At 56.9% G+C, this 22,486-nt stretch carries 23 protein-coding genes; 15 read left to right on the plus strand and 8 right to left on the minus strand.

Annotation, left to right across the window (positions count from 1 at the left end):
- Positions 1–145: 145 nt before the first annotated feature.
- On the plus strand, positions 146–1,081 hold the full coding sequence (locus tag AC0J4F_RS05505) for an IS110 family RNA-guided transposase (RefSeq protein ID WP_473025639.1): 936 nt from the start codon (positions 146–148) through the stop codon (positions 1,079–1,081).
- Between the two features lie 62 nt (positions 1,082–1,143).
- Here the strand turns inward: AC0J4F_RS05505 and AC0J4F_RS05510 are convergent, their stop codons facing one another.
- Entirely contained in the window at positions 1,144–5,955 is a 4,812-nt protein-coding gene (locus AC0J4F_RS05510; RefSeq protein WP_473025640.1) for an NAD-glutamate dehydrogenase, read from the minus strand.
- Positions 5,956–6,047: 92 nt separating this feature from the next.
- Between AC0J4F_RS05510 and AC0J4F_RS05515 the strand changes: the two genes are divergently transcribed.
- From AC0J4F_RS05515 to leuD, 3 genes are all read left to right on the plus strand, one after another.
- Positions 6,048–6,614: a peroxidase-related enzyme gene (locus AC0J4F_RS05515; protein WP_209180496.1), complete on the plus strand. Its 567-nt coding sequence runs from the start codon at positions 6,048–6,050 to the stop codon at positions 6,612–6,614.
- Between the two features lie 94 nt (positions 6,615–6,708).
- Entirely contained in the window at positions 6,709–7,659 is a 951-nt protein-coding gene (gene argC / locus AC0J4F_RS05520; RefSeq protein ID WP_473025641.1) for an N-acetyl-gamma-glutamyl-phosphate reductase, read from the plus strand.
- A 38-nt stretch (positions 7,660–7,697) separates the two neighbouring features.
- Positions 7,698–8,303, plus strand: a complete 606-nt coding sequence (leuD, locus tag AC0J4F_RS05525; RefSeq protein WP_209176411.1) for a 3-isopropylmalate dehydratase small subunit — start codon at positions 7,698–7,700, stop codon at positions 8,301–8,303.
- Between the two features lie 72 nt (positions 8,304–8,375).
- Here the strand turns inward: leuD and AC0J4F_RS05530 are convergent, their stop codons facing one another.
- Positions 8,376–8,915, minus strand: coding sequence for a L,D-transpeptidase family protein (locus AC0J4F_RS05530; protein WP_473025642.1), 540 nt, complete (start codon positions 8,913–8,915; stop codon positions 8,376–8,378).
- A 192-nt stretch (positions 8,916–9,107) separates the two neighbouring features.
- Here AC0J4F_RS05530 and AC0J4F_RS05535 point away from each other — a divergent pair, with 192 nt between their 5' ends.
- The gene (locus AC0J4F_RS05535) at positions 9,108–9,791 is read left to right on the plus strand and encodes a response regulator transcription factor (protein WP_008195291.1); all 684 of its coding nucleotides are present in this window, start codon (positions 9,108–9,110) and stop codon (positions 9,789–9,791) included.
- Between the two features lie 68 nt (positions 9,792–9,859).
- Entirely contained in the window at positions 9,860–10,357 is a 498-nt protein-coding gene (locus AC0J4F_RS05540) for a Crp/Fnr family transcriptional regulator (protein WP_166672855.1), read from the plus strand.
- Between the two features lie 21 nt (positions 10,358–10,378).
- Here AC0J4F_RS05540 and AC0J4F_RS05545 read toward each other — a convergent pair whose 3' ends face one another.
- Positions 10,379–11,200, minus strand: a complete 822-nt coding sequence (locus AC0J4F_RS05545; protein WP_133952805.1) for a cyclase family protein — start codon at positions 11,198–11,200, stop codon at positions 10,379–10,381.
- 175 nt (positions 11,201–11,375) lie between these two features.
- On the opposite strand from AC0J4F_RS05545, the gene AC0J4F_RS05550 reads away from it, so the two are divergent.
- The 7 genes from AC0J4F_RS05550 to AC0J4F_RS05580 all read left to right on the plus strand — a co-directional run bounded on the left by AC0J4F_RS05550 (position 11,376) and on the right by AC0J4F_RS05580 (position 17,177).
- Positions 11,376–12,902, plus strand: coding sequence for a YifB family Mg chelatase-like AAA ATPase (locus tag AC0J4F_RS05550; protein ID WP_133952806.1), 1,527 nt, complete (start codon positions 11,376–11,378; stop codon positions 12,900–12,902).
- Between the two features lie 81 nt (positions 12,903–12,983).
- Positions 12,984–13,301 (plus strand): heavy metal-binding domain-containing protein, encoded by a 318-nt coding sequence (locus AC0J4F_RS05555; RefSeq protein WP_133952807.1) that lies wholly within the window; start codon positions 12,984–12,986, stop codon positions 13,299–13,301.
- Complete coding sequence (locus AC0J4F_RS05560) at positions 13,301–13,912, plus strand: GNAT family N-acetyltransferase (protein WP_133952808.1); 612 nt, start codon at positions 13,301–13,303, stop codon at positions 13,910–13,912. The genes AC0J4F_RS05555 and AC0J4F_RS05560 overlap by 1 nt, the downstream gene beginning before the upstream one ends.
- 55 nt (positions 13,913–13,967) lie before the next feature.
- Complete coding sequence (speB, locus tag AC0J4F_RS05565; protein WP_133952809.1) at positions 13,968–14,930, plus strand: agmatinase; 963 nt, start codon at positions 13,968–13,970, stop codon at positions 14,928–14,930.
- Between the two features lie 193 nt (positions 14,931–15,123).
- Entirely contained in the window at positions 15,124–15,984 is an 861-nt protein-coding gene (locus AC0J4F_RS05570) for a LacI family DNA-binding transcriptional regulator (protein ID WP_473025643.1), read from the plus strand.
- Between the two features lie 106 nt (positions 15,985–16,090).
- Positions 16,091–16,525 (plus strand): YHS domain-containing (seleno)protein, encoded by a 435-nt coding sequence (locus AC0J4F_RS05575; RefSeq protein WP_209002691.1) that lies wholly within the window; start codon positions 16,091–16,093, stop codon positions 16,523–16,525.
- Positions 16,526–16,628: 103 nt separating this feature from the next.
- A complete protein-coding gene (locus AC0J4F_RS05580) occupies positions 16,629–17,177 on the plus strand; it encodes a tetratricopeptide repeat protein (protein ID WP_133952810.1) in 549 nt (182 codons plus the stop codon).
- Between the two features lie 34 nt (positions 17,178–17,211).
- Here AC0J4F_RS05580 and AC0J4F_RS05585 read toward each other — a convergent pair whose 3' ends face one another.
- Positions 17,212–18,120, minus strand: coding sequence for a LysR family transcriptional regulator (locus AC0J4F_RS05585; RefSeq protein ID WP_133952811.1), 909 nt, complete (start codon positions 18,118–18,120; stop codon positions 17,212–17,214).
- Positions 18,121–18,230: 110 nt separating this feature from the next.
- Here AC0J4F_RS05585 and AC0J4F_RS05590 point away from each other — a divergent pair, with 110 nt between their 5' ends.
- Positions 18,231–19,199 carry an LLM class oxidoreductase gene (locus AC0J4F_RS05590; RefSeq protein WP_473025644.1) on the plus strand — a complete coding sequence of 323 codons (969 nt, stop codon included), beginning with the start codon at positions 18,231–18,233 and terminating at the stop codon, positions 19,197–19,199.
- A gap of 8 nt (positions 19,200–19,207) precedes the next feature.
- Positions 19,208–20,026 (plus strand): SDR family NAD(P)-dependent oxidoreductase, encoded by an 819-nt coding sequence (locus AC0J4F_RS05595; protein ID WP_473025645.1) that lies wholly within the window; start codon positions 19,208–19,210, stop codon positions 20,024–20,026.
- Positions 20,027–20,075: 49 nt separating this feature from the next.
- Here the strand turns inward: AC0J4F_RS05595 and queF are convergent, their stop codons facing one another.
- Genes queF through queC form a run of 4 tightly spaced genes read right to left on the minus strand, consistent with a single transcriptional unit; the run spans position 20,076 to position 22,338 of the window.
- Positions 20,076–20,543, minus strand: a complete 468-nt coding sequence (queF, locus tag AC0J4F_RS05600) for a preQ(1) synthase (protein WP_473025646.1) — start codon at positions 20,541–20,543, stop codon at positions 20,076–20,078.
- A gap of 1 nt (position 20,544) precedes the next feature.
- On the minus strand, positions 20,545–21,273 hold the full coding sequence (gene queE / locus AC0J4F_RS05605; RefSeq protein WP_473025647.1) for a 7-carboxy-7-deazaguanine synthase QueE: 729 nt from the start codon (positions 21,271–21,273) through the stop codon (positions 20,545–20,547).
- On the minus strand, positions 21,270–21,656 hold the full coding sequence (gene queD / locus AC0J4F_RS05610; protein ID WP_473025649.1) for a 6-carboxytetrahydropterin synthase QueD: 387 nt from the start codon (positions 21,654–21,656) through the stop codon (positions 21,270–21,272). The genes queE and queD overlap by 4 nt, the downstream gene beginning before the upstream one ends.
- Positions 21,649–22,338: a 7-cyano-7-deazaguanine synthase QueC gene (gene queC, locus AC0J4F_RS05615; protein ID WP_473025651.1), complete on the minus strand. Its 690-nt coding sequence runs from the start codon at positions 22,336–22,338 to the stop codon at positions 21,649–21,651. Before queC ends, queD begins: the two co-directional genes overlap by 8 nt.
- Between the last annotated feature and the right edge of the window lie 148 nt (positions 22,339–22,486).

Here is a 22,486-nt window from a genome sequence, read left to right on the forward strand (position 1 = left end):
CCTTACCTTTATGACGGTGTGTGAAGTGGTTGAGCCCTTGCGGGCATGAACCTTGCGTTCGCAAAAAAGCAGAACCCTTCACACACTTGAGGCTTCGTCGAACCGTTGAGAGAGCTTCGCGCTCGCGTATAAGGGAGACCAAGCCATGCCTTATGCTAGCCGTTTTGTCGGCATCGACATATCAAAATCCACGTTTGACGTTTGCGTTCTGCCCGATGAGCAGCGTGCGAGTTTCACCAACACGGAGGAAGGGATCGATGCATTCCTGACCTTTCTCATGCGGTTCAACTCGATAGAACGGCTGATCCTGGAGCCGACCGGCGGCTATGAGCGTGCCGTTGAGGCTGCCCTTCTGGCGGTTGGCCGGCCAGTTGCCAAGGTGAACGCCAAGCAAGTCCGGCAATTTGCCCGGGCCTGTGGCCAGCTCTCCAAGACCGACAAGATTGATGCCTTCATTCTGGCCGACTATGGCCAACGCCTGGAGACACGCCTCCTCACTCCCAGCTCCGCGGCCCAGACCCTGCTCAAGGAGCTGGTTCAAAGATACCGGCAACTGAGCCATATGATCGTTCAAGAAAAGAACCGCAGGGAAAAGCAGACCGGCAGGACGATAGCCTGGATCGAAGAAAGTCTGCGCTTTTTGACCAATCAGCGCCAGGCTGTTATCGACGACATGGAGCTTTGCATCAGGTCGGACCCGGCACTTGCCCAAAGGGCCAATGTTCTCATGTGCCTCAAAGGCATCGGTCTAAGAACAGCTTGCTTCCTGCTGGCCGACTTGCCGGAGCTGGGGAGCTTGTCCAAAGGACAGGTCGCCAAGCTCGTCGGCGTGGCCCCGCTCAACAAGGATAGCGGCCTCATGCGGGGCAAACGCATGATCTCCGGTGGACGGCGGCAAATCCGAGATGCTCTCTACGTCGCAGCTCTGCCAGCCATCCGCTTTGATCCGGTCATGAAGGCCTTCTACAAACGCCTCAAAACAAATGGAAAACCGTCAAAGGTCGCCCTCGTCGCCGTCATGCGAAAAATGATCATCATTCTCAATGCAAGGCTAAAAGAAACGATGATGGTCTCCGCTTGACTACCAACACCGTTGCTTTTTTATCAGTTAGTCTGCCTCTGGTGCGGTTATGACCGCCCAGATCATGTCCGGTCGCTGATCTCGGCAAGAAGACTTGCTGCGACTGAGAACTTGGACACGCTCAATCCACCATCGAGAATTTCGGCGACTGCCTGTGTGGTCCGGTTCACAACCGACTGCTTTTTCTCCAGCCAATTGGCAAAACCGTCCGTCTGAATCGCAGAGATGGCGATCGCGCGATGCGCCGATGCAAGCGTTGCCCGGGCGCGGTCGAGCGCAAGTCCATCGTAGTAATCATGGACTTCCAGATCACCCGCCATTTCGCTCATCGCGCCGAGACGGAAATGATGCGCCACATCGAAGAATGCAACCGCGGCCTTATCGAGATCCGCTCCGGTTTCTTCCGCAACGATCACGATGTCCGGAATGGCGCCTTCCACCGGTAGCCAGGCAATCCGGCGTGCCAGGTCTTCAGGTACCCCTTTCGAGACGTAGGTTTCCACGCGGCTTTTGAGCTCTGCCGCAGGTTCTTCCGGAAGCAAGCTCTCCAGCCGGTCGCGAAGGTCTGAAATACCAGCGTGGAACCGCTCCACGACGGCTGCCAGTCCTTGTTCAAAAGACACATTCCTCTTGAACCAGACGACGCGTTCCAGAAGCAGGGATTGGACCTCTGAATAGAGTTCCAATTGCAACTCACCGTCGATCTTGGTGTCCAGACGGTCGATCTCTCCATTAAGTTCGGTCAGTCCGTAGCTGTTGCGCACGGCGACGAATCCTTGGGCGATTTCTGTCGTTGTCGCGCCCGTCTGATCCATCAGGCGGGTGATAAAGGTCGCACCACCTCTGTTGACCATGGAGTTCGCGAGCATGGTGGAGATGATTTCCCGACGTAGACGGTGGCCGTTGATTTCGCCCTCGTAGTCGGCGGCCATTTCGTCCGGGAAGTACCGGAACAGCTCGCGCGCCAAGTAGTCATCATCGGGGACCGAGCTCTCCAGGATTGCGTCGTACAGGGTGATTTTTGCGTATGCCAGCAGGACGCCGAGTTCGGCGCGGGTCAGCAACTGCCCGGCATTGCGCAATTCATCGAGTTGTACATCATCTGGCAACTGCTCGACGACGCGGTCCAGAAGACCCTCACGCTCCAATTGGCGCATCATGCGGACCTGATAGCCGAAGTCTTCCATTCCCTGCAGATGCGTCATGGAAATCGCTAGCGTCTGCAAATAGTTGTTTCGCAAGACCAGGTCGGCGACCTCATCGGTCATGTGGGCCAGCAGTTCATTTCGCTGCTCGATGTCGAGTTTACCTGCCTTTACAGCAGCTCCGAGGGCGATCTTGATGTTGACCTCCATATCCGAGGAATTCACCCCGGCGGAATTGTCGATCGCATCGGAGTTACAACGGCCGCCCCTCTTGTTGAATTCGATCCGCGCAAGCTGGGTCAGGCCAAGATTGGCGCCTTCGCCGATGACCTTTGCGCCAAGTTGTGGCGCGGTGATCCGGATATGATCGTTCGCCCGGTCGCCGGCGTCGGCATCTGTTTCGGTCGTCGCGCGGATGTAGGTGCCGATGCCGCCAAACCAGAGCAAGTCCACGTTCATTCTCAGGATTGCCATCATGACTTCCTGAGGCGTTGCCGTTGCCTTGTCGAGGTTGATAAGGGCGCGGATCTCTGGTGACAGCGGGATCGACTTCAGCTGCCGTGAGAAGATGCCGCCGCCCTTTGAAATCAGGCTCGTGTCGTAGTCTTTCCAGGACGAGCGGCCCATATCGAACAGGCGTTTCCGCTCAACCCAGGTTGTTTCCGGATCCGGGTTCGGGTCGATGAAAATGTCCCGGTGGTCGAAGGCAGCAACCAGTTTCGTCGCTTTGGAGAGCAGCATCCCGTTGCCGAAAACATCGCCGGACATGTCGCCAACACCGGCGGCGGTGAACGGCTCGGTTTGGATGTCCCGGTTCATTTCCCGGAAGTGGCGTTTGACCGCCTCCCAGGCACCCCGGGCTGTGATCCCCATCTTCTTGTGGTCATATCCCGCAGACCCGCCGGACGCGAACGCATCGCCGAGCCAGAAATCCCGGCCCTCCGAAATCGCATTGGCCGTATCGGAGAACGTTGCGGTCCCTTTGTCCGCGGCCACGACAAGATAAGGATCGTCGCCGTCAAATCGGGTAACCCGGTCCGGTGGCAGGATCTTGTCTTCATCCAGATTGTCGGTGACATCAAGAAGCGCATTGATGAAGATCTTGTAGCTCTCCGTGCCCTCCTTGAACCAGGCCTCGCGGTCGCTCGCAGGTGGCAATTGCTTTGGAACAAAGCCGCCCTTTGCGCCGACGGGAACGATCACTGCGTTCTTGACCTGCTGCGCCTTTACGAGGCCAAGCACTTCGGTGCGGAAATCCTGCGGTCTATCGGACCAGCGCAATCCGCCACGCGCAACCATGCCGAAGCGCAGGTGAACCCCTTCAACACGCGGGCTGTAAACGAAAATCTCGCGAAACGGACGTGGTTGCGGCAGTTCGTCAATCTTCCGGCTCTCAATCTTGAAGGCGAAGGTTGCCTTGGGCTGGCCGCCCTGATCAAGCTGATAGAAGTTCGTGCGCAGGATCGATTCAATCACATTCTTGAACCGCCGCAAGATGCGGTCGTCGTCCAGACTGGAAACATCTTCCAAAGCTGCAGAGAACTCGCCTTCAAGCCGCTCCTCGCCTGCGTCGCGGTCTTCTTTCGATGTGTTCGGGTTGAAGCGCAGATGGAACAAATCGACCAGAGTTGAGGCGATGGCTGGGTAGTTGTTCAGCGTCGACCACATGTAGTCTTCGGAGAACCGAATACCGGCCTGCCGCAGATATTTTGACAGGGCGCGCAGGATCGCAACATCGCGCCACGCGAGACTGGCACTCATGACAAGGCGGTTGTACCCGTCATCTTCGGCCCGTCCCGTCCAGACAGCCATGTACATGCTTTCCAGCCGGCTCTGCAGAGCATCGCTGAAATCGATACTATCCCCGGTGTGCGCCTCAAGCGTCATTTCATGGAGGTAGGAAAATGGTGCGTTGGTCGGCGTGATCCGGTACGTTCGTTCATTGATGACCTTGAAGCCCATGTTCTCCAGCAGCGGAACACGGGCGGACAGCGGGATTGGCGCACCGCGGTGATAGACTTTGAGCGCCAGCCGGTTGTCCTTTGTGCCGACCGGACGGTGGAAAGTAATTGTGGTGCTGCGGGTGTCGCTCAGCGTTTCGAGCTGAACGATATCGAACAGCGCGGACTGAGCGTTATAGACTTCCTTGTAGCCGCCATGGAACGCGAGCGCGTAGCGGTCGGCGAGTTGGCGGGCCTGGGCGGGTGCAAATTCTGCGGCAAGAGCACCCCGCACTGCATCCGGCCAGTTTCTGACCATGTCTGCAACCGCGGCTTCAAGTTCTTCTTGCGGTGGAGTTGGCGTTTCTCCCTTGTCGCGGCCCACAATATAATGAACCCGCGCAAGCGGACCTTCCGGATAAGTTACATACCAGGCAGACAGACGCCCCTCATAGACCGAGGCCAGATATGTCCCGACGTTCAGCCGGACTTCGGTCGTGTAGCGGTCCCTGGGCACGAACACCAGGATCGACACATAGCGATCAAACTTGTCCGGGCGCGACAGAACACGGATGCGCGGCCGTTCGTCCAGTTGAAGGATGGCTGTTGAGAAGTCAAAGAGACGGTCGCGGTCGATTTGGAACAGCTCATCGCGCGGAAAAGCTTCCAGAACGTTTCTGAGTGCCCGTCCTGAATGGCTTTCTGAATGATAGCCGGCTCGCGCCAATACACTCGCCACCTTGCGGCGCAAGAACGGGATGGTGCTGACAGGCTCAGTGTAAGCAGTTGATGCAAACAGGCCAACAATGCGGAGCTCTCCGATCATGTTGCCATCGTCGTCGTAGAGCTTGGCCCCGACATAGTCCATATGAACCCGGCGGTGCACCGTGCTCTTCACGTTGGCCTTTGCGATGATCAGAGGTTCGGGTTTTTTCAGGAATTCGCGGATTTCCGGGGTGATCTGAACAAACTCGGAGCCGCGGCGCAGGACCCGAACATCGGGATCCGTGAGAAGGCCGAGGCCAGTTCCCTCGTGAGGAGAGAGTTCACCTTCTTCAACGCCGCCTTCGAACTTGTATTCGCGCATGCCGAGGAAAATGAAATTGTCCTTTTCCATCCACTCCAGGAAATGGATGGCTTCCCACAATTCATCACTGCTGCCGAGGATTTGCGTGGTTTTGTAGGTATCAATCGCTTCGCCGAGGCGTTCCTGCATCGGTTTGAAATCGTTCACAACAGAGCGAACGTTGTTCAGAACCGTGTTGAGCCTTGTTTCCAGTGCGTCGCGCTGTTCGGCATCGTCAATACGGGTGACGTGGATATGGATAAGGCTTTCCTGACGGTCTTTCCGCTTCGCCGGTTTCTTCCGGCCGATGGCAGAGATCAGGGCACCCTTCTCGTCCCGCTCAACGATGAAAATCGGATGCAGGACCAAGTGTACTTCCAGCTTGCTGTCCTGCAGCTCGTCCATCACCGAGTCGACAAGGAACGGCATGTTGTCGTTGACGATCTCGATAACAGTAAGGTTTTTGGTTTTACCGCCCTTTGTTTTGAAACTTGGATCGGAAATGCTCACCCTGTGGGTGCCCAGATCGTGCGATTGAAAGTCCTGCCATGCATCCATGGCGAACCCGGTCAGCTCTTCCGCCGAATAGGTCACCAGATCTTCGGCCGCGCCCCGGTCATAAAAGGCGTTCACGAATTCAGCGAGAATGGGATCTTTCTTGGAGAGTTTCTGGTGGACCGCGTCGATCAGCTTGAGTTTCTCGACGTCGTGCTTGTCGGGCATTTTTTTCCCCTTGGGCGGTCATTTGGTTTGGCTCAGCCGCGTGCTATCGTTTTATATTCGCGACACAATTGTTTCAGGACGGGAGGCCCGAATTGTCAAGTAAAGTCACTGCCTTGCAAATCGATTCAAATGTAACATTAAGTGAAAAAACGCAGGCCTATTTCGATTTGTGTCAGGAAAAGCTCGGCCTGGTTCCGAATGTGCTCCAGGCTTATGCCTTTGATGACGCCAAGCTGCGCGCTTTCACCGACATGTACAACGACCTCATGCTTGCGGACTGCGGACTGAGCAAGCTTGAGAGAGAGATGATTGCCGTTGCGGTATCCTCCGTCAATCGCTGTTTTTATTGCCTCACAGCTCATGGTGCGGCTGTGCGCGAGTTGTCCGGCGATCCGGTGCTCGGTGAGCTCATGGTGATGAACTATCGTGTCGCTGATTTGACAAACCGCCAGCGCGCCATGCTCGATTTCGCGGTGAAGCTGACTGAAAAGCCCGCGGAGATCCTGGAAAGCGACCGGCAGGGCTTGCGGGATGCCGGGTTCAGCGACAGGGATATCTGGGACATTGCCTCCGTTGCCGCCTTCTTCAATATGACCAACCGCGTTGCTGCTGCAAGCGACATGCGCCCGAATGATGAGTATCACTCAATGGCCCGTTGAGGTCTTGGGGCGCGCCGAACCGGTGACAAATCCCACGATTGGGTGTATGACCCACTCGTTTTTCAATTCTCGAACTTGAGGAGAGGAGCGGGTCATGACCGCGCGCGTATTTATTGATGGTGAAGCTGGCACGACGGGTTTGCAAATCCGCGAGCGCCTCGCCATGCGCCGCGACATAGAGCTGCTCTCCATTCCGGAAGACAGCCGGAAAGATCCGGCGGCCCGGAAAGATTACCTGAACAAGGCAGATGTTGCGATCCTGTGCCTGCCGGATGCGGCGGCAAAGGAAAGTGTAGCGCTCATCGAGAACGACACGACACGCGTGATTGATGCATCCAGCGCCCATCGGGTCGCCGATGGCTGGGCCTATGGTTTTGCGGAAATGGATGCCGACCAGGCAGACATCATTGCGGCTGCCATGCGGGTTGCCAATCCGGGCTGCTGGCCCCAGGGGCTTATTGCTGCAGTGCGCCCGTTGATTGCCGCTGGCCTCCTTCCGGCTGATTTCCCGGTCACCGTGAACGGGATTTCCGGATATTCCGGTGGTGGAAAGGGCATGATTGCGGATTACGATGCGAAAGCCGCCAGCGCCAACATGTTTGCCCCGTATGCGCTGGGCTTCAATCACAAGCACCTGCCGGAAATGACCGAATATGGCCTTTTGGACAGCGCCCCGCTGTTTACCCCGGCTGTCGGAAACTACTACAAGGGCATGCTGACCGTAGTGCCGCTCAATCTCGCACGTCTGGACAAAGTCCCGACCGGTGAACAGATCCACGCTGCCCTGGCCGATCACTTCGCAGCTGCGTCTGGCGGTTTTGTTGATGTTGCACCTTTGGATGGTCTTGAGCGCTCCGATGATCTGGATCCGCAGGCTTTGAACGACACCAACCGGCTGCGGCTGCATGTTTTTGCAAATGACGCGCGCGCACAGGCCGCCATCATTGCCGTTTACGACAATCTCGGCAAAGGCGCGTCGGGCGCAGCCGTCCAGAACCTCAATCTCATGCTCGGTGTTGATCAGACCACAAGTCTTGCTGCTTGAGGTGATCGGGCCGGAACCCGTTTTCAGGAGAGGAAACCATGGAAAAATTCGAGACCCTGACCGGGGTCGCAGCACCGATGCCGATCGTCAACATCGATACGGATATGATCATCCCGAAGCAGTTCTTGAAGACGATCAAGCGGACCGGTCTCGGCACTGCGCTGTTTCATGAAATGCGCACCAATGACGACGGGTCGGAAAACGTCGACTTCGTTTTGAACAAGGCTGCGTACCGCGATGCCAAGATCCTGATCGCCGGCGATAACTTCGGTTGCGGCTCGTCCCGTGAACACGCGCCATGGGCGCTGCTTGATTTCGGTATCCGCTGCGTGATCTCCACGTCCTTTGCCGACATCTTCTACAACAACTGCTTCAAGAATGGCATTCTGCCGATCCAGGTCTCTGAGGACGAATTGGAAACGTTGCTGCATGCCGCAGAGCGCGGCGCCAACTTCACCCTGACGATCGATCTGGAAAACCAGGAGATCAAGGGCCTGGAGAGCGGCGACATTGCCTTCAAAATCGACCATTTCCGCAAGCATTGCCTGATCAACGGTCTTGACGACATCGGCTTGACCATGGAAAAGGCCGGCCAGATCGACACTTTTGAAGACAAGATGAGCGAAAGCCGCCCCTGGGTCTAACCGCCATCTGGTCTATTCAAATTCATAAGCCCGGTGCTCCGCGTCGGGCTTTTTGTTGGAGTGAGCAGTACTCTAACCCCGCACCGCCATGCGGCAGCCAGGAGAGACTTTCGACAAGATGAGCCGCATGTGCTGCGGAGAGACCGCGACACAACCTTCCGTCGGCCGGTAGTCTTCGCGGGCGATATGGAAAAAGATGGCGCTGCCTTTGCCTTTGACCGGCGGATACATATTGCAATCCAGGACAACGACGATGTCGTACAGCCTGTCCTCACGCCACATTTTCTCGTGACTGGCCTGAAACGGCAAATCCACCAGACGGTTGTAGCGGGGATGGCCCGGATCATCACACCAGCCGAGCTTGGGCTTTAAAACTTCAAGGGGAAGAACCGTTTGCGGCCTTTGGCTTCTGTCTGCACGATAGTAGACCTGCAGAAGCTCGAACGTCCCGGTCGGGGTCGCTCCGTCCCCTTCCCGCTTGCGTGTGATGATGCCGGAACGGCCCAATGCACACGGAACCGTGATCGATCCACATCGTAGAATTCCTTTGGTCCGGTCGCGCGGTAATGCGTGAACCTCGAGGATATCTGCCGATTTTGTGCTCTCCTGCATGGTTCATCCCGCTTGTTTGTTCGGTGCCGTGAAAAGTCTTGATAAACCAGAGCTAAAGCCCGCGTGAAGAAGAATTGACGAAACCCTGCTTGTAAGGCGACACTTTCCCGCGCACATAGAAACAGCAACGCGCTTGTGTAGATTGCACAAACCCGCGTGAACACTAGAGTTTTTTGGCGAGGACCCGACAAGATGACCGCCCGCACCATTTTGATTGTCGATGATGATACTGAACTGCGCGAAGCGCTTGTCGAACAATTGTCCCTTTACGACGAGTTTGAAACCCTTCAGGCCGACACGGCGACTTCCGGAATTGGCATGGCCAAGGAAGAGCACATCGACCTTCTTTTGATGGATGTCGGCTTGCCGGACATTGATGGCCGTGAAGCAGTCAAGCTCCTACGCAAAAACGGGTTCAAGGCTCCGATCATTATGCTGACCGGACACGACGGGGACAGCGACACGATCCTTGGCCTTGAGGCTGGCGCCAACGATTATGTCACCAAGCCGTTCAAGTTCGCCGTGTTGCTCGCCCGAGTCCGCGCCCATTTGCGCCAGCACGAGCAAAGCGAAGATGCGACATTCGCCATCGGCCGCTATTCCTTCCGCCCGGCTGCAAAGGTCATGCAGGAAGACAATGGTTCAAAGGTGCGCCTGACGGAAAAGGAAACTTCTATTCTGAAGTTCCTGTACCGTGCCGGCGAGAAACCGGTCACGAGAGATGTGCTTTTGCACGAAGTGTGGGGCTACAACTCCGGCGTCACGACCCACACTCTGGAAACGCATATCTACCGGTTGCGTCAGAAGATCGAGCGGGACCCGTCCAACGCCGAGCTTCTGGTGACAGAGGCGGGCGGCTATAAGCTCGTCCCTTGAGCCACAGACTTGTTTGTGAAGCGCATATTCGCTTGGACAGACACGATCAATCAGCGTAAATCTTGGGCATGAGCCTTGCCCAAGACATAGCGATTCTCAAAAAGATACCGATGTTTTCGGACTTTCAGGACGATCAGCTTCGCCTGCTCGCCTTCAGTGCTGAGAGCATGGATTACAGCGCCGGTCTGCGCCTCTTCGATCAGGATGAGCGTGCAGACGGCGGGCTTGTGATCACCGATGGTCTGGTGACGCTGTCAACGCGCGGCGAAGACGGCTTTGAAGAAGTCGACAAGGTTGGTCCGGGAACACTTTTGGGCGAAAGCGCGCTGCTGGTGGAAACCAAGCGTCCCTGCCGCGCAGAAGCTGCCGAACCTGTCCGGATCATCCGTATCCGCAGAGCACTCTTCAAGCGCATGGTGTCCGAATATCCGGAACTGGCGCAACGTCTGTTCGATCAGCGGGCCGCCCGGTTCCGCACGACCATGGGTCGTCTGAAGCCCATCGGCGATAAAATGGCCGAACTGGAACAGCTCAATGCGGAGCGCCGGGCAAAAGAAGAGGGCTGAGCCCGCTTTTTGACCCCCGCCTTAAACCATCGCCATGACCCGGCTTGGTCCGCCAGTGCCGCCGCGGTTTTTCGGGGCGCCGACAATGAGTGTTGCGCCGCTCGGCGGCAACGCATCAAGATTGGCGATGCATTCCAGACCCCAGCGGCCGGATGGAAGCCAGGCGTAATGGACAGCAAAATCCTTCGAAATCCCATGATCGAGTGACAGGCTGTCGACGGCAAGCCCGGCAACGTCGGCTTCTTCCATCAGCATTTGAACGGCTTCCAAGTGAAAGCCAGGAAAATGCATGACACCATTGGCATCTGCATTGCGGAACATGTCTGAAGACGCATGTGCACTCCAGCCAGAGTTCATCGCAACACACGCGCCTGCCGGAATGTCTCCGTTTGCCGAAATCCAAGTCTTGAGATCATCCGGAGTGACTTGCGCATCGGGGTTGTCAGCGGCGCGTTCCTTGATGTCTATGATGCAGAGGGGCGTAACCAGTTTGTCGACGGGGATCTCGGCAACGGATTGCCCATCTGCGGAAAAATGCAGCGGTGCGTCGAGATGTGTGCCCGAATGCTCATCGATTGTCAGGCTGTAGAGATTGTAGCCGTCCTTGGCGAAATCGAAGATTTTCTCTGCTCTGTATCCAGACTCACCCCCAAATGTTGGAAAGTCCTCAGAGAGTTCGTGCGTGAGATCCAGGATTTGCGCTGGTGTCTGCGCCATCGTCGGAACAGCGCCTGCAACAGAGGTCGCCGCCGCAACGCCGGCTCCGGCGGCTGCAGCCCTGAAAACATCGCGCCGTGACAGCATTTTGTCTTTCACCGACTTAATGACGCAAAGATCGCACATGGCTTCGTTCTCCGGTTCCGTGTTGGCTTCCTAATCAGTGTGCGAGGGTCCAAGCTTTTCGGCAAGTGACAAGTCCGATAGATACCAACTGGCAGCATGCATAGCCATTCGAACACGCGTCTTGTTCTCTCTTATAAATTGCAATACCGTTATATTAAATTTATAGGAGAATTTAATGGTCAGCCGGGTGACCACGGTGGCCTTCCAGGGCATAGAGGCGGTTCCGGTCGACGTGCAGGTGCATGTCGGCCCGGGCATGGTCGCCTTTACCATCGTGGGCTTGCCAGACAAGGCGGTTGCAGAAAGCCGGGAGCGGGTCCGGGCGGCTCTGTCCGCCTCAGGTCTCGCGCTTCCGGCCAAGCGCGTCACGGTCAATCTGGCACCGGCGGACCTTCCGAAAGAAGGATCCCATTACGATCTCCCGATTGCGCTCGGGGTGATGGCGGCCATCGGCGCAATTCCGGCGGAGTTCTTGGAAAACTACGTCATTCTGGGGGAGTTGGCGCTGGATGGGACCTTGGCTCCCGTTGCTGGAGTTCTGCCAGCCGCAATGGGGGCGAATGCTCTCGAAAAAGGGTTGATCTGTCCGTTTGAGTGCGGGGGAGAAGCTGCTTGGGCGGACGCGGAGATGGATATTCTGGCCCCGCGGTCCTTGATCCAGCTTGCCAATCATTTCAAGGGGACGCAGGTCCTCTCCAGGCCCGCGGCCAAACTCCGGGGCGATCCGCAAGGCATGCCGGATCTTGCAGATGTTAAAGGTCAGGAAAGTGCCAAGCGTGCTTTGGAGATCGCGGCGGCCGGTGGACATAACTTGCTGATGGTCGGACCACCGGGATCCGGCAAGTCCATGCTGGCCAGCCGGTTGCCTTCCATTTTGCCGCCACTCACCCCGCGCGAACTTCTTGAAGTCTCCATGATTGCCTCGCTTGCAGGGGAACTTGCGGATGGCAAACTGTCCGACCGCCGTCCGTTTCGCGCGCCGCACCACTCTGCTTCCATGGCAGCACTTGTTGGTGGAGGCTTACGAGCCAAACCTGGTGAAGTTTCGCTTGCCCACAACGGGGTTCTGTTTCTGGACGAGTTACCCGAGTTCAATCCCCAGGTGCTCGACAGTCTCCGCCAGCCGCTGGAAACGGGTGAAGCCATTATTGCCCGGGCCAATCACCGGGTGACTTATCCTGCGCGCATTCAGATGGTGGCGGCGATGAACCCCTGCCGGTGCGGTCATGCCGGGGAACCGGGGCACCAATGCCGGCGCGGAGAACGATGTGTTACCGAGTATCAAGCCCGGATATCGGGGCCGTTTCTGGACCGCATTGATCTGAGGATTGAGGTCCCCGCGGTTACGGCAGCCGATCTGATCGGCCCGGCAGAAAGTGAGCCGTCTTCAGAGGCCGCCAAGCGGGTTCTGGTGGCCCGCAAACTTCAGGAACAGCGTTTTTTTGATCTCGGGGTTGCGGCGCGGACCAACGCGCAAGCCCCAGCAGCGGTGGTTGAAAAAATGGCGCAACCGGATGACAAGGGTCTGGCCTTCTTGCGGGAAGCTGCCGAGACACTGCAGCTATCGGCGCGCGGCTATCACCGTGTACTGAAACTTGCCCGGACCCTCGCCGACCTGGACGGTCTTGAGACTGTGGCCCGCATCCACTTGGCTGAAGCGCTCAGTTATCGCGGTCAGGATCTGTCACGGCGCGCTGCATAAAACCGAACCGGTTCACTTTCCTTGTATTCATCCGGACGCCGTCCCATGTCATGTCTTGCACTCAGATTTGGAGGATGACGCATGCTGGTGACCACAACGCCGACCATTCAGGGCCAGGATCTCGATTACAAGGGACTGGTGACCGGTGAGGCTATCCTCGGTGCGAACTTGTTCAAGGACATTTTCGCCGGTATTCGTGACATCGTCGGTGGCCGGTCTGCGGCCTACGAAGAAGAGCTTGCCAAGGCCCGCCAGATCGCAGTTGAAGAGATGTGCCAGCAGGCACAACGGCTTGGTGGCAACGCGGTGATTGGCGTTGATATCGATTATGAAACTGTGGGCCAAAACGGCTCCATGCTGATGGTGAGTGCAACTGGCACCGCTGTCACTATGCGCTGATGGCGGACCCCGTAGATCAACAGTTTCAGATTGTGTCCGGCTATCCCGAAGATCAACGGGAGACGGCCGCCGCCTTGTTCTGGCAGGCGTTTTCCGGAAAGCTTGGCAAGATCCTGGCCCCGGATGACAAGGCACTCTCGTTGATTGCCCGTCTCCTTGATCCTGACTTTGCAATCAGTGCGCTGGATGAAGACGGCGGGCTTATCGGAATGGCCGGGTTCAAAACCAAGGAGGGCGGGCTGGTTGCTGGCAGCCTGTCCGACATGACAGCCGTCTATGGTCTGTTTGGAGGGCTGTGGCGCGGGATTGTGCTGGAGCTCCTGGAGAGAGAGCCAGAGCCCGGTCTTTTATTGATGGACGGGATTTTTGTGGGTGCCGAAGCGCGCGGTCTGGGTGTTGGCACTGCCCTTTTGGATGCAATTTGCGACGCCGCTGTTGCGCGCGGCTGCTCCCGGGTCCGGCTCGATGTGATCGACACCAACCCGCGGGCAAGGGCGCTGTATGAGCGGTCCGGGTTTGTGCCGGCAGGCACCGAGGAAACAGGACCGTTCAAATATATTTTCGGTTTTTCGTCTGCGACGCGCATGGAAAAGCCGTTGCTAGCTGCTTGACGCCGCCAGATCCGCACGGGAAGCTCTGAGTTGAAAGACCAACCCGGAGCGTTTCATGACATCTCACGGATATGAAAGCGGGCGGCTCAACCTGCCCTTTGTCGGAATTTGCACATTTGGAAAGTATCCGTACCAGCCGGACTGGGATGCCATTAACGCTGACGTCGCCGTTCTTGGCGCGCCGTTTGATTTCGGAACCCAATGGCGTTCTGGTGCACGTATGGGGCCAAGGGCGATCCGGGAGGCGTCAACTCTGTTCTCCTTCGGCCATGCCGGGGCCTATGATTTCGAAGATGACATTACCTACCTGCCCGCGGAAACCACGCGGATTGTTGACATTGGTGATGCAGATATCGTTCACACCGACACAATCGAGAGCCACAAACGCATCGAGTTTGGCGTTCGCAAAATACTTGAGGCCGGTGCTTTACCTGTGGTGTTAGGGGGAGATCATTCGATCAACATTCCTTGCATCAATGCTTTCGATAGTGAAGAGCCAATCCATGTGGTGCAGATTGATGCCCATCTTGATTTTGTCGATGAGCGTCACGGGGTACGTTATGGCCATGGCAATCCCATGCGCCGGGCGGCTGAAAAGCCTTATGTCACGGGTCTCACCCAAATCGGTATCCGCAATGTTTCGTCAACGGCCCGGGACGGTTATGAGGCCGCACGCCAGATGGGCTCGGACATTGTGTCGGTCCGTCAGGCAAGGAAACTCGGCACAGACGCGCTTCTCGCCAAGATCCCGAAAGGCAAACGCTACTATCTGACGCTCGATATCGATGCTTTCGATCCATCCATCGCGCCGGGCACGGGCACGCCGAGCCACGGTGGGTTTCTGTACTACGAAGTCCTGGAGCTGATCGATGGGCTGTCGCAGCAGGGAGACATTGTCGGAATGGATCTGGTCGAAGTTGCTCCGGACTATGATCCCGCTGGTGTTACCGGTGTTCTGGCGGCTCAAATCCTGATGAACACCATTGGCCGGGTCCTGCACCACCGACCTAAATCATGAGAGAAATCAATGCAGCCTGAAATAGACCTTTAAGCCATTCAACTACACCCGCGTGCGCCAACTTTGTGAAACTTGCTAAGCGTCGTAGTTGGACACAGTGCTGTTTGGTCACACTATTCGGATTTCCTTGATTATCCGACGGAGAGGTGCTTCAAAAACGTAGAAGAGCATTGATGATCCGGAGAAATCATCCATGAGTGATATGGCAGCTCAAGCACAGCAGAGCGCCAGAAGTATGGTCATTGGCTTGATCGTACCGGACATCACCAATCCGTTCTTTGCTCAATTGGCAAAAAGCATCGAGATGGAAGTCGCTTCGCGGGGCGGCATGGTGATGCTTGCCAATTCCCACGACGATCCAGGTATTGAGCTCAAACAGGTTCGGGCCATGCACGATTGGCCGGTCACGGGGGTCATCGTGGTGGCTGGTTCAGATGCCAGTCGTTCCTATTCCGCGGAGCTGCCGATCATTTCTCTAGATCGCCGTTACGGCACATATCCCTTGGTAGCGACCGATCAGCGGGATGGCGCGCGCAAGGTCGTCGATCACCTGCATGGTCTTGGTCACCGGATCATTGCCTATATAGCCGGGCCGGAGAATCTGGAGGTCGCCCGCGAGCGGCGCGACGGGTTCATTGAGCGGGTCAATGAGCTGTCCACGCCGGATGATGAGATTGACCTGACCGTTCACACAGGTGAATTTGATTTTACATCCGGCGAGGCTGTTGCTCGAAACATTCTCTTGCAGCTGCGCAGGGGCTTTCGCATCACGGCCATTGCGACAGCAAGCGACCAGCAGGCAATCGGCGTTTTGCGGTGCGCGCGTGACCTTGGTGTACATGTTCCGCAGGATGTCTCCGTGATTGGCTTCGACGACATCACCTTGGCCTCTCTCGTTGTCCCACGGCTCACGACTCTGCGTCAGCCGATCGAGGACATTGCTTCGGTTGCCGTTGATCGCATCATCGCCAAGATAGACGCACCCTCTGATCATGCGATCCGGGGCTCGCTGATTGTCCGCGAATCCACCGCGCCGGCCAGCCGCTGGGATTAAAACCGCCTCACTGGGCGTGCTGTTGAGATGACCTCACAAGAATGTGGATTGAACGTTAGCAGTGGGCCAAACATCTCCTAAAAAGGAGATACTTGGGAGATTCAGCATGATGAACCGGCGTATTGTACTTGGCCTCGCAGCAGCCAGTGTTGCAGCGATCGCGCTTCCATCCGCCCCGGCTTTTGCAAAAGATCCGTTGGCTCTCACCGGTTATGATCCGGTGTCCTATTTTTCCGGCCGTGCCCCGGAAAAGGGGTCTTCACAATTCACTGCAAAACATCGCGGCAAGACGTATCAGTTTTCGAACGCTCAAAACCGGGATGCGTTTGCAGCCAATCCCAGCCGTTTCGCCCCGCAATATGATGGTTATTGCGCTTATGGTGTTGCCCGCGGTTATAAGGTGGGCGTCGACCCGCTGGCCTATAAGGTCGTCGATGGAAAGCTTTACGTGAACTACTCGCGCTCTGTGCAGCGAACATGGAGCCGCGACGTGCCCGGATTTATTTCCAAGGCCAATCAGAACTGGCCGAGTCTGAATTGAAAAGGCGTCGTCCGGTCGGACTGATCGCGGAGAGTTGCCAAAGGAGACTGCAGCGGTACCTATGATTTGGCGATAAATTGGTGCAGTTGACGAGAGGCTTTTGATGAAAATACGCGGAGCGTCTTTGGCGGTTTTGTTTGTGCTGGGATTGAACGGCGCAGCTTTCGCGGTGCCCTCCGACACTGAGGACTTGCCACCCAAGCCGACACAGACATCGACCGAATGTCCGGACGGTAAAGCCTGGGACAAAGAGAGCAACCGCTGCATTGATATCAAATCGAACCTCTTTGACGACGATGGCCGGTTCCTGGCCGCGCGTGAACTCGCCTATGCAGGACGCCTAACAGCGTCTGCGCAGGCGTTGGATGCAATTCGGGAGCAAGATCGCCCCCATGTTCTCACCTATCGGGGATTTCTTGCACGGAAGGCCGGGGATTGGCCGCAAGCTGAAAAGTATTATCTTGCAGCGCTCGCAGCGGATCCTGACAGCCTGATGACGCGGTCCTACATGGGGATGGGGTTGTTTGAGCGCGGCGACAAAGTCGGAGCGATCGACCAGCTCCGAGAGATCCGGTCACGTGGGGGCCGGGGCGGATGGCCGGAAAGAGCATTGCTCATGGCGATGCGGGCTGGCGGTAAAACCAGCTATTGAGGTTCCGTGAGTTTTTTCAATTGCCGAGGAGATCTTAAGGCTTCAGCCAAGGCGGCGCCTTGCCGATTTTCTCAAGCAGAAAATCAATGAAAACGCGCACTTTTGCAGTTAGGACATTTGATTTCGGGTAAATCAGCCAGAGCATGGAGGGATCGTCGACGATGTGGTTCGGCAGTACCCGAATGAGTGTTCCTGTTTTCAGCTCCTGATGTACACTCCAGAGAGAATTGGCCGAAACACCGGCTCCGGCCAGAGTGGCGAGCTTTTGAGAGAGACCGTTGTCCATCGTTAAACGGGCGTTGGGACCCCGGGTATCGAACACGCCTTCAGGGCCTGTTGGGCTCATCAGAGGTTTCACTGTGCGGGCGGCAAAACCGATCAGTTGGTGTTGCTGAAGCTCATTAGGCGCCATAGGCACGCCGTGCGATGCAAGATATCCCGGTGAGGCGCACAGGATACGCGTGTCATCCGCGAGCTTCCGGCCCTTCAGGCTGGTGTCTTCCATCGCCGAGTTTCGGAGTGCAAGATCGAAACTCCCGTCAATCAAATCATATTTGACGTCCGATAATCGCAGATCGAGACGGATGCCGGGATGCCTTTCCATGAACTCTGGCAACAGCGGAACGATGTAAAGCTGCGCAAAGGTGCTTGGTGCGGTGAAGCGCAAGGTTCCGGTTGCCTCCGGCTTGCCATGCCCGAGTGCGGCGCGTGCCGCGTCCTCCTGCGCTAAAATTTCCCGGGCATAGGGAAGAAACTCCGCGCCTTCTTGAGATAGCGAGACTTTGCGCGTGGAGCGGTGCAGGAGATCCGAACCGAGAGAGCGTTCCAGTTTGGCAAGCCGTGCACTTGCAATGGACGGGGCAAGACCCAACGCCTTGCCGGCTGCACTGATGTTGCTTTTTTCGGCGGCCAAAACGAACAGGCGCAGACATTCGGTGTCCATTTTATTATCCCGAAATTCAGAATAGTGAAGTCTCAAATACGCTGTTTATGAAGAGAATAAAAGTAATATCTTTAATATGAACAATCACTCCATGGGTGAGGATGCACGTCATGCTGAAACGCACCGCAGACGGCGGTTTTCAGTCGCTGAACACCGCCTACAATGCCACCTTCCGGCAGAACAAGATGAGCATCGGCCTCGTCGTGCCGATTGAAAACTATGCCAATAGCGCCGTGCCGACGATGCGGGATCATTTGGATCGGGTACAATTGGCGGAAAAATTGGGCTTTGCTGCGGTTTGGTTGCGCGATGTGCCGTTTGACGTCCCGTCTTTCGGGGATGCGGGGCAAACCTTTGACCCGTTTGTCTATTTGGGAACATTGGCGGCTGTCACAGACCGCATCGCGCTGGGCGTTTCGAGCATCATTCTGCCGCTTCGCCATCCGGCGCATGTTGCAAAGGCGGCGGCGACAGCGGATGTGCTCTCTGGCGGCCGTTTGCTGCTCGGGATTGCGTCCGGAGACAGGCCGGCGGAATTCCCGGCATTGAATGTCTCGTTTGAGGCCCGCGGCAATGCCTTTCGTGAGAGCTATGACTACATTCGCCGTATGGCTGATCCTGCTCCGGCTTTCAACAGCCCGCTCGGCGCACCATCCGGAGGGATGGACATGCTGCCAAAGCCGGTCGCGGGCCGATTGCCAATGCTGATTACCGGTGGCAGCCAACAGGAGCCGGACTGGATTGCCCATAATGCGGATGGGTGGATGACGTACCCCCGAAATGTTTCGCACCAAGCCGAGGTGATCGAGGACTACCGACGGCGCGTTGCCGCCGCGGGTTTGGTGGACAAACCGGTCATGCAACCGCTCTATGTCGACCTGCTTGAAGACGAGGATGCGCCACCCCAGCCGATCCATCTCGGCTTCCGGTCTGGGGTTCGGGCTCTGAACCGCTATTTGGGGTCCCTTGAAGAAATCGGTGTGAACCACGTGGCCCTCAATCTCCGGTTCAATCAAACAAACATCGAAAACACCTTGGCCCGGCTCGCCGATGAGCTGATGCCCAACTTTCACGCGTGAGGTTACTGATGCAAAAGACTATTCTTCTGACCGGGGCCACCGATGGCATCGGGCTGGAAACAGCAAAGCGGCTTGCCGAGGACGGTCACACGCTGTTGATCCACGGACGAAACCCGGACAAGCTGGCCAGGGTGAAAGCTGATCTGGAGGCTCTTCCGGGCGCCATTGAGGTTCAGGCGTATGTGGCTGATTTTTCAGATCTGGCCGATGTAAACAGTCTTGCCGACAGCATTCGCAGCCACCACGATCATTTGGACGTTCTGATCAATAACGCTGGGATTCTCCGCACCCAGGATCCTTTGACCAAAGATGGTATGGATGTTCGCTTTGTGGTCAACACGATCGCGCCGTATCTCCTTACCCGGAAGCTGTTGGCGCTGATGGGGAATGCGGGCCGGGTTGTCAACTTGTCTTCTGCTGCTCAGGCGCCAGTCAATCTCAAGGCCTTGGCCGGTCAACAGCGGGCCTCTGATATGGAGGCTTATGCGCAAAGTAAGCTTGCCATCACCATGTGGACACGGGATTTGGCGCGCGAGCTGGGCCCTGACGGGCCGGTCATCGTCGCCGTCAATCCAGCCTCCCTACTTGGCACCAAGATGGTGAAAGAGGGGTTCGGTGTGTCCGGTAGTGACATCGGTGTCGGCGTTGATATCCTGATACGGGCCTCCATGTCTGAAGAGTTTGAAGGCCGGTCTGGAGCTTATTTTGATAATGATTCCGGTCGCTTCGCAGACCCGCATCCGTCGGGCATGGATCCGCGGGCCTGCGCAGAAGTCGTTGCAACGATCCGCGATGTCCTTGCGCACGCCGGCCTGCCTGCGAGTTAAGGCGCAGGCCGGTCTAGTCCGCCGATCGATTTCTTAAGGGGCTGCCGGACTAGCCGCGGCCCCGGTATGGCTGTACCCCCTGCTCGGGGATCCAGACTCCCTCCGGGGCTGGGCCAGTTTGGTAAAATACGTCGATCGGAATCCCGCCGCGCGGATACCAGTATCCGCCGATCCGCAACCACTCAGGATCCAGCAGATCAACAAGGCGCTTGCCGATTGAGACCGTGCAGTCTTCATGGAATGCGCCGTGATTGCGGAAAGACCCAAGGAAGAGTTTCAGGGATTTGCTCTCAACCAGGAAGTCCTTGGGTACATAGTCGATGACGAGATGCGCAAAATCCGGGGCGCTGGTCAAAGGGCACAGCGAGGTAAACTCTGGTGCCACAAAGCGCACCATGTATTTCATGCCGGATTGCGGATTTGGAACCTTTTCCAGAACAGCGTTTTCCGGGCTGTCGGGCAGCTCTGTCGATGCGCCGAGCTGTGTGAGGTTTTCGTATATGGATTTGTCGCTCATCTCAAACGCCTCTCAAGTTGCCCCAGATCAGGGTATGCAGCTGCGGCAGGACCGTTGGTGTGTACCAGCGGTCACCAGCCACTTTGTCCACCAGCCAACGCATCCGGTCCATGATGCCGGGCATGTCGATCGGAGCATCTGCTGCGGCCGGTGACGGTGGCGTGTGGTTGCCCGGCTGCAGATAAAGCGGCAGCTCCGGATAGCGCGCAGCAAGATCCTTGGCATAGTCGTAGTCCGCGTCATCGAAGATCACGGTTTTCAAGACTGTCTGGGTGTCTGCTCCGGCCGCCTCGACACATTCCGCGAGTTTTTGCCAATCGGTGTCCATGCCGCTGGAGGGCGGCTTGGGGCTCAACGTCAGGACATCGAGCGCCGCAAACCAGTCCTTTGCAATGCTGCCCTGTGTTTCCAGGGCAAAACGATAGCCTTCCCGCCTGCCGAGCTCGATCAACGATCCAAGTGGTTGGATCGCCGGATTGCCCCCGGACAGCGAGACCATCAAAGGCTTGCCGCCGCTGAGGATTTCGATCTGCATCAGGATTGCCTGCGGCGTCATCGGGTGCCAGTCGTCCCGGTAGGCGCTGTCGACGGCGTGCAGTGTATCGCACCAGCTGCAGCGGTAATCGCAACCGCCTGTGCGAACAAATATTGTCGGCTGACCAATGAGGGCACCTTCACCCTGGATCGTTGGTCCAAAAATCTCATTGACCCGAATTTGTCCAATGCTCATTGGCGGGCCTCCACCGGGGTATAGGTCAGTGGCCGGTACTCAGCGCATGTTTTGGGTGTTTCCTTAACCCGGATAGCTGTTGTCTCCGGCCATTTTTCCACGCACCAGTCGAAAAGATGCTTGGCGAGACGCTCCGCAGTGACACTGTCATCGCCAAGAACATCGTTGAGATGCCGGTGATCGAGCGTGTCGTCGATATAGGTCTTCAGGGATTTTAGCTCATTGTAGTCCCGGACGAAACCGATCTGATTGAGCTCAGAAGACGCCAATTCGACTTCGACCACGTAGTTGTGGCCGTGAAACCGGGCACAGGGATGATCATCCGGAAGCCCGATCAGCTGATGCGATGCGGAGAAATGGAATTCCTTGGTGATCCTATACATTGCAGGCCCCTTTCCAGAAGTCGGGGTCGGCATAGGTTGTTGGATCGTCCACCTTGGCAAGGTGGAAGGCTTCCCGCCGCTCGACACAGGTGCCACAGCGTCCGCAATGGATCTCACCGCCTTTGTAGCAAGACCACGATTTGGTGTGGTCTACGCCCAGATTTGCGCCCTCGGCTGCGATATAGGCTTTGCTGACACGCACATACGGCGTGTAGAGCTTGATCTCGCCCATGCCTTCCAAAGCATGGCGCTGCATTTCTTCAAAGCTCTCGGTGAAGGCAGGCCGGCAATCCGGATATATGAAATGATCGCCGCCATGAACGGCCGTTGCGACGGCCTGGGCGCCGCGAGCCGACGCAATACCATAGGCGATGGTCAGCATGATCGCGTTGCGGTTGGGCACCACGGTGATCTTCATGGTGTCTTCAGCATAGTGGCCGTCGGGCACATCAATGTTATCGGTCAATGCCGAGCCGGTCAGCTGGCGGCCGATGTTCGTGATGTCGATCAGGATGTGCTCGGTGTTAAGCGCATCGGCACAGGCTTTGGCATAGTCCAGCTCCTTCTTGTGGCGCTGGCCATAGTCGAAGGAGATCAGGCCGATCAGCTCGTGTTCCTGCGCGATTTTGTGCGCAAGGGTGACGGAATCCATTCCGCCGGAACAGATGACAAGTGTTTTCAACGTATTGGTCCCTTGTTTTCGCTGTGGACGTTCGTTGAAACGTCCGTCACCGGGTAGGCTGCGACCGGTGGCTTGCCTTTGAAGCGAGCGGCGCGCCTTATAACAGGCTTGCGCGAAAAGGGAAGAGATTTTGATTCTGGCACCTGTT

The organism is Roseibium sp. R5 (genome assembly GCF_055755305.1).

What these genes read in the sequence shown, in the direction of transcription:
- AC0J4F_RS05535 (WP_008195291.1), top strand. Translation starts at nt 9,108, where the DNA reads ATGACCGCCCGCACCATTTTGATTGTCGATGATGATACTGAACTGCGC.
- AC0J4F_RS05530 (WP_473025642.1), bottom strand. Translation starts at nt 8,915, where the DNA reads ATGCAGGAGAGCACAAAATCGGCAGATATCCTCGAGGTTCACGCATTA.
- AC0J4F_RS05545 (WP_133952805.1), bottom strand. Translation starts at nt 11,200, where the DNA reads ATGTGCGATCTTTGCGTCATTAAGTCGGTGAAAGACAAAATGCTGTCA.
- queD (WP_473025649.1), bottom strand. Translation starts at nt 21,656, where the DNA reads ATGTATAGGATCACCAAGGAATTCCATTTCTCCGCATCGCATCAGCTG.
- AC0J4F_RS05575 (WP_209002691.1), top strand. Translation starts at nt 16,091, where the DNA reads ATGATGAACCGGCGTATTGTACTTGGCCTCGCAGCAGCCAGTGTTGCA.
- AC0J4F_RS05550 (WP_133952806.1), top strand. Translation starts at nt 11,376, where the DNA reads ATGGTCAGCCGGGTGACCACGGTGGCCTTCCAGGGCATAGAGGCGGTT.
- speB (WP_133952809.1), top strand. Translation starts at nt 13,968, where the DNA reads ATGACATCTCACGGATATGAAAGCGGGCGGCTCAACCTGCCCTTTGTC.
- argC (WP_473025641.1), top strand. Translation starts at nt 6,709, where the DNA reads ATGACCGCGCGCGTATTTATTGATGGTGAAGCTGGCACGACGGGTTTG.
- AC0J4F_RS05555 (WP_133952807.1), top strand. Translation starts at nt 12,984, where the DNA reads ATGCTGGTGACCACAACGCCGACCATTCAGGGCCAGGATCTCGATTAC.
- queE (WP_473025647.1), bottom strand. Translation starts at nt 21,273, where the DNA reads ATGAGCATTGGACAAATTCGGGTCAATGAGATTTTTGGACCAACGATC.
- AC0J4F_RS05505 (WP_473025639.1), top strand. Translation starts at nt 146, where the DNA reads ATGCCTTATGCTAGCCGTTTTGTCGGCATCGACATATCAAAATCCACG.
- AC0J4F_RS05590 (WP_473025644.1), top strand. Translation starts at nt 18,231, where the DNA reads ATGCTGAAACGCACCGCAGACGGCGGTTTTCAGTCGCTGAACACCGCC.
- AC0J4F_RS05595 (WP_473025645.1), top strand. Translation starts at nt 19,208, where the DNA reads ATGCAAAAGACTATTCTTCTGACCGGGGCCACCGATGGCATCGGGCTG.
- AC0J4F_RS05580 (WP_133952810.1), top strand. Translation starts at nt 16,629, where the DNA reads ATGAAAATACGCGGAGCGTCTTTGGCGGTTTTGTTTGTGCTGGGATTG.
- AC0J4F_RS05560 (WP_133952808.1), top strand. Translation starts at nt 13,301, where the DNA reads ATGGCGGACCCCGTAGATCAACAGTTTCAGATTGTGTCCGGCTATCCC.
- queF (WP_473025646.1), bottom strand. Translation starts at nt 20,543, where the DNA reads ATGAGCGACAAATCCATATACGAAAACCTCACACAGCTCGGCGCATCG.
- AC0J4F_RS05570 (WP_473025643.1), top strand. Translation starts at nt 15,124, where the DNA reads ATGAGTGATATGGCAGCTCAAGCACAGCAGAGCGCCAGAAGTATGGTC.
- AC0J4F_RS05540 (WP_166672855.1), top strand. Translation starts at nt 9,860, where the DNA reads ATGAGCCTTGCCCAAGACATAGCGATTCTCAAAAAGATACCGATGTTT.
- leuD (WP_209176411.1), top strand. Translation starts at nt 7,698, where the DNA reads ATGGAAAAATTCGAGACCCTGACCGGGGTCGCAGCACCGATGCCGATC.
- AC0J4F_RS05510 (WP_473025640.1), bottom strand. Translation starts at nt 5,955, where the DNA reads ATGCCCGACAAGCACGACGTCGAGAAACTCAAGCTGATCGACGCGGTC.
- AC0J4F_RS05585 (WP_133952811.1), bottom strand. Translation starts at nt 18,120, where the DNA reads ATGGACACCGAATGTCTGCGCCTGTTCGTTTTGGCCGCCGAAAAAAGC.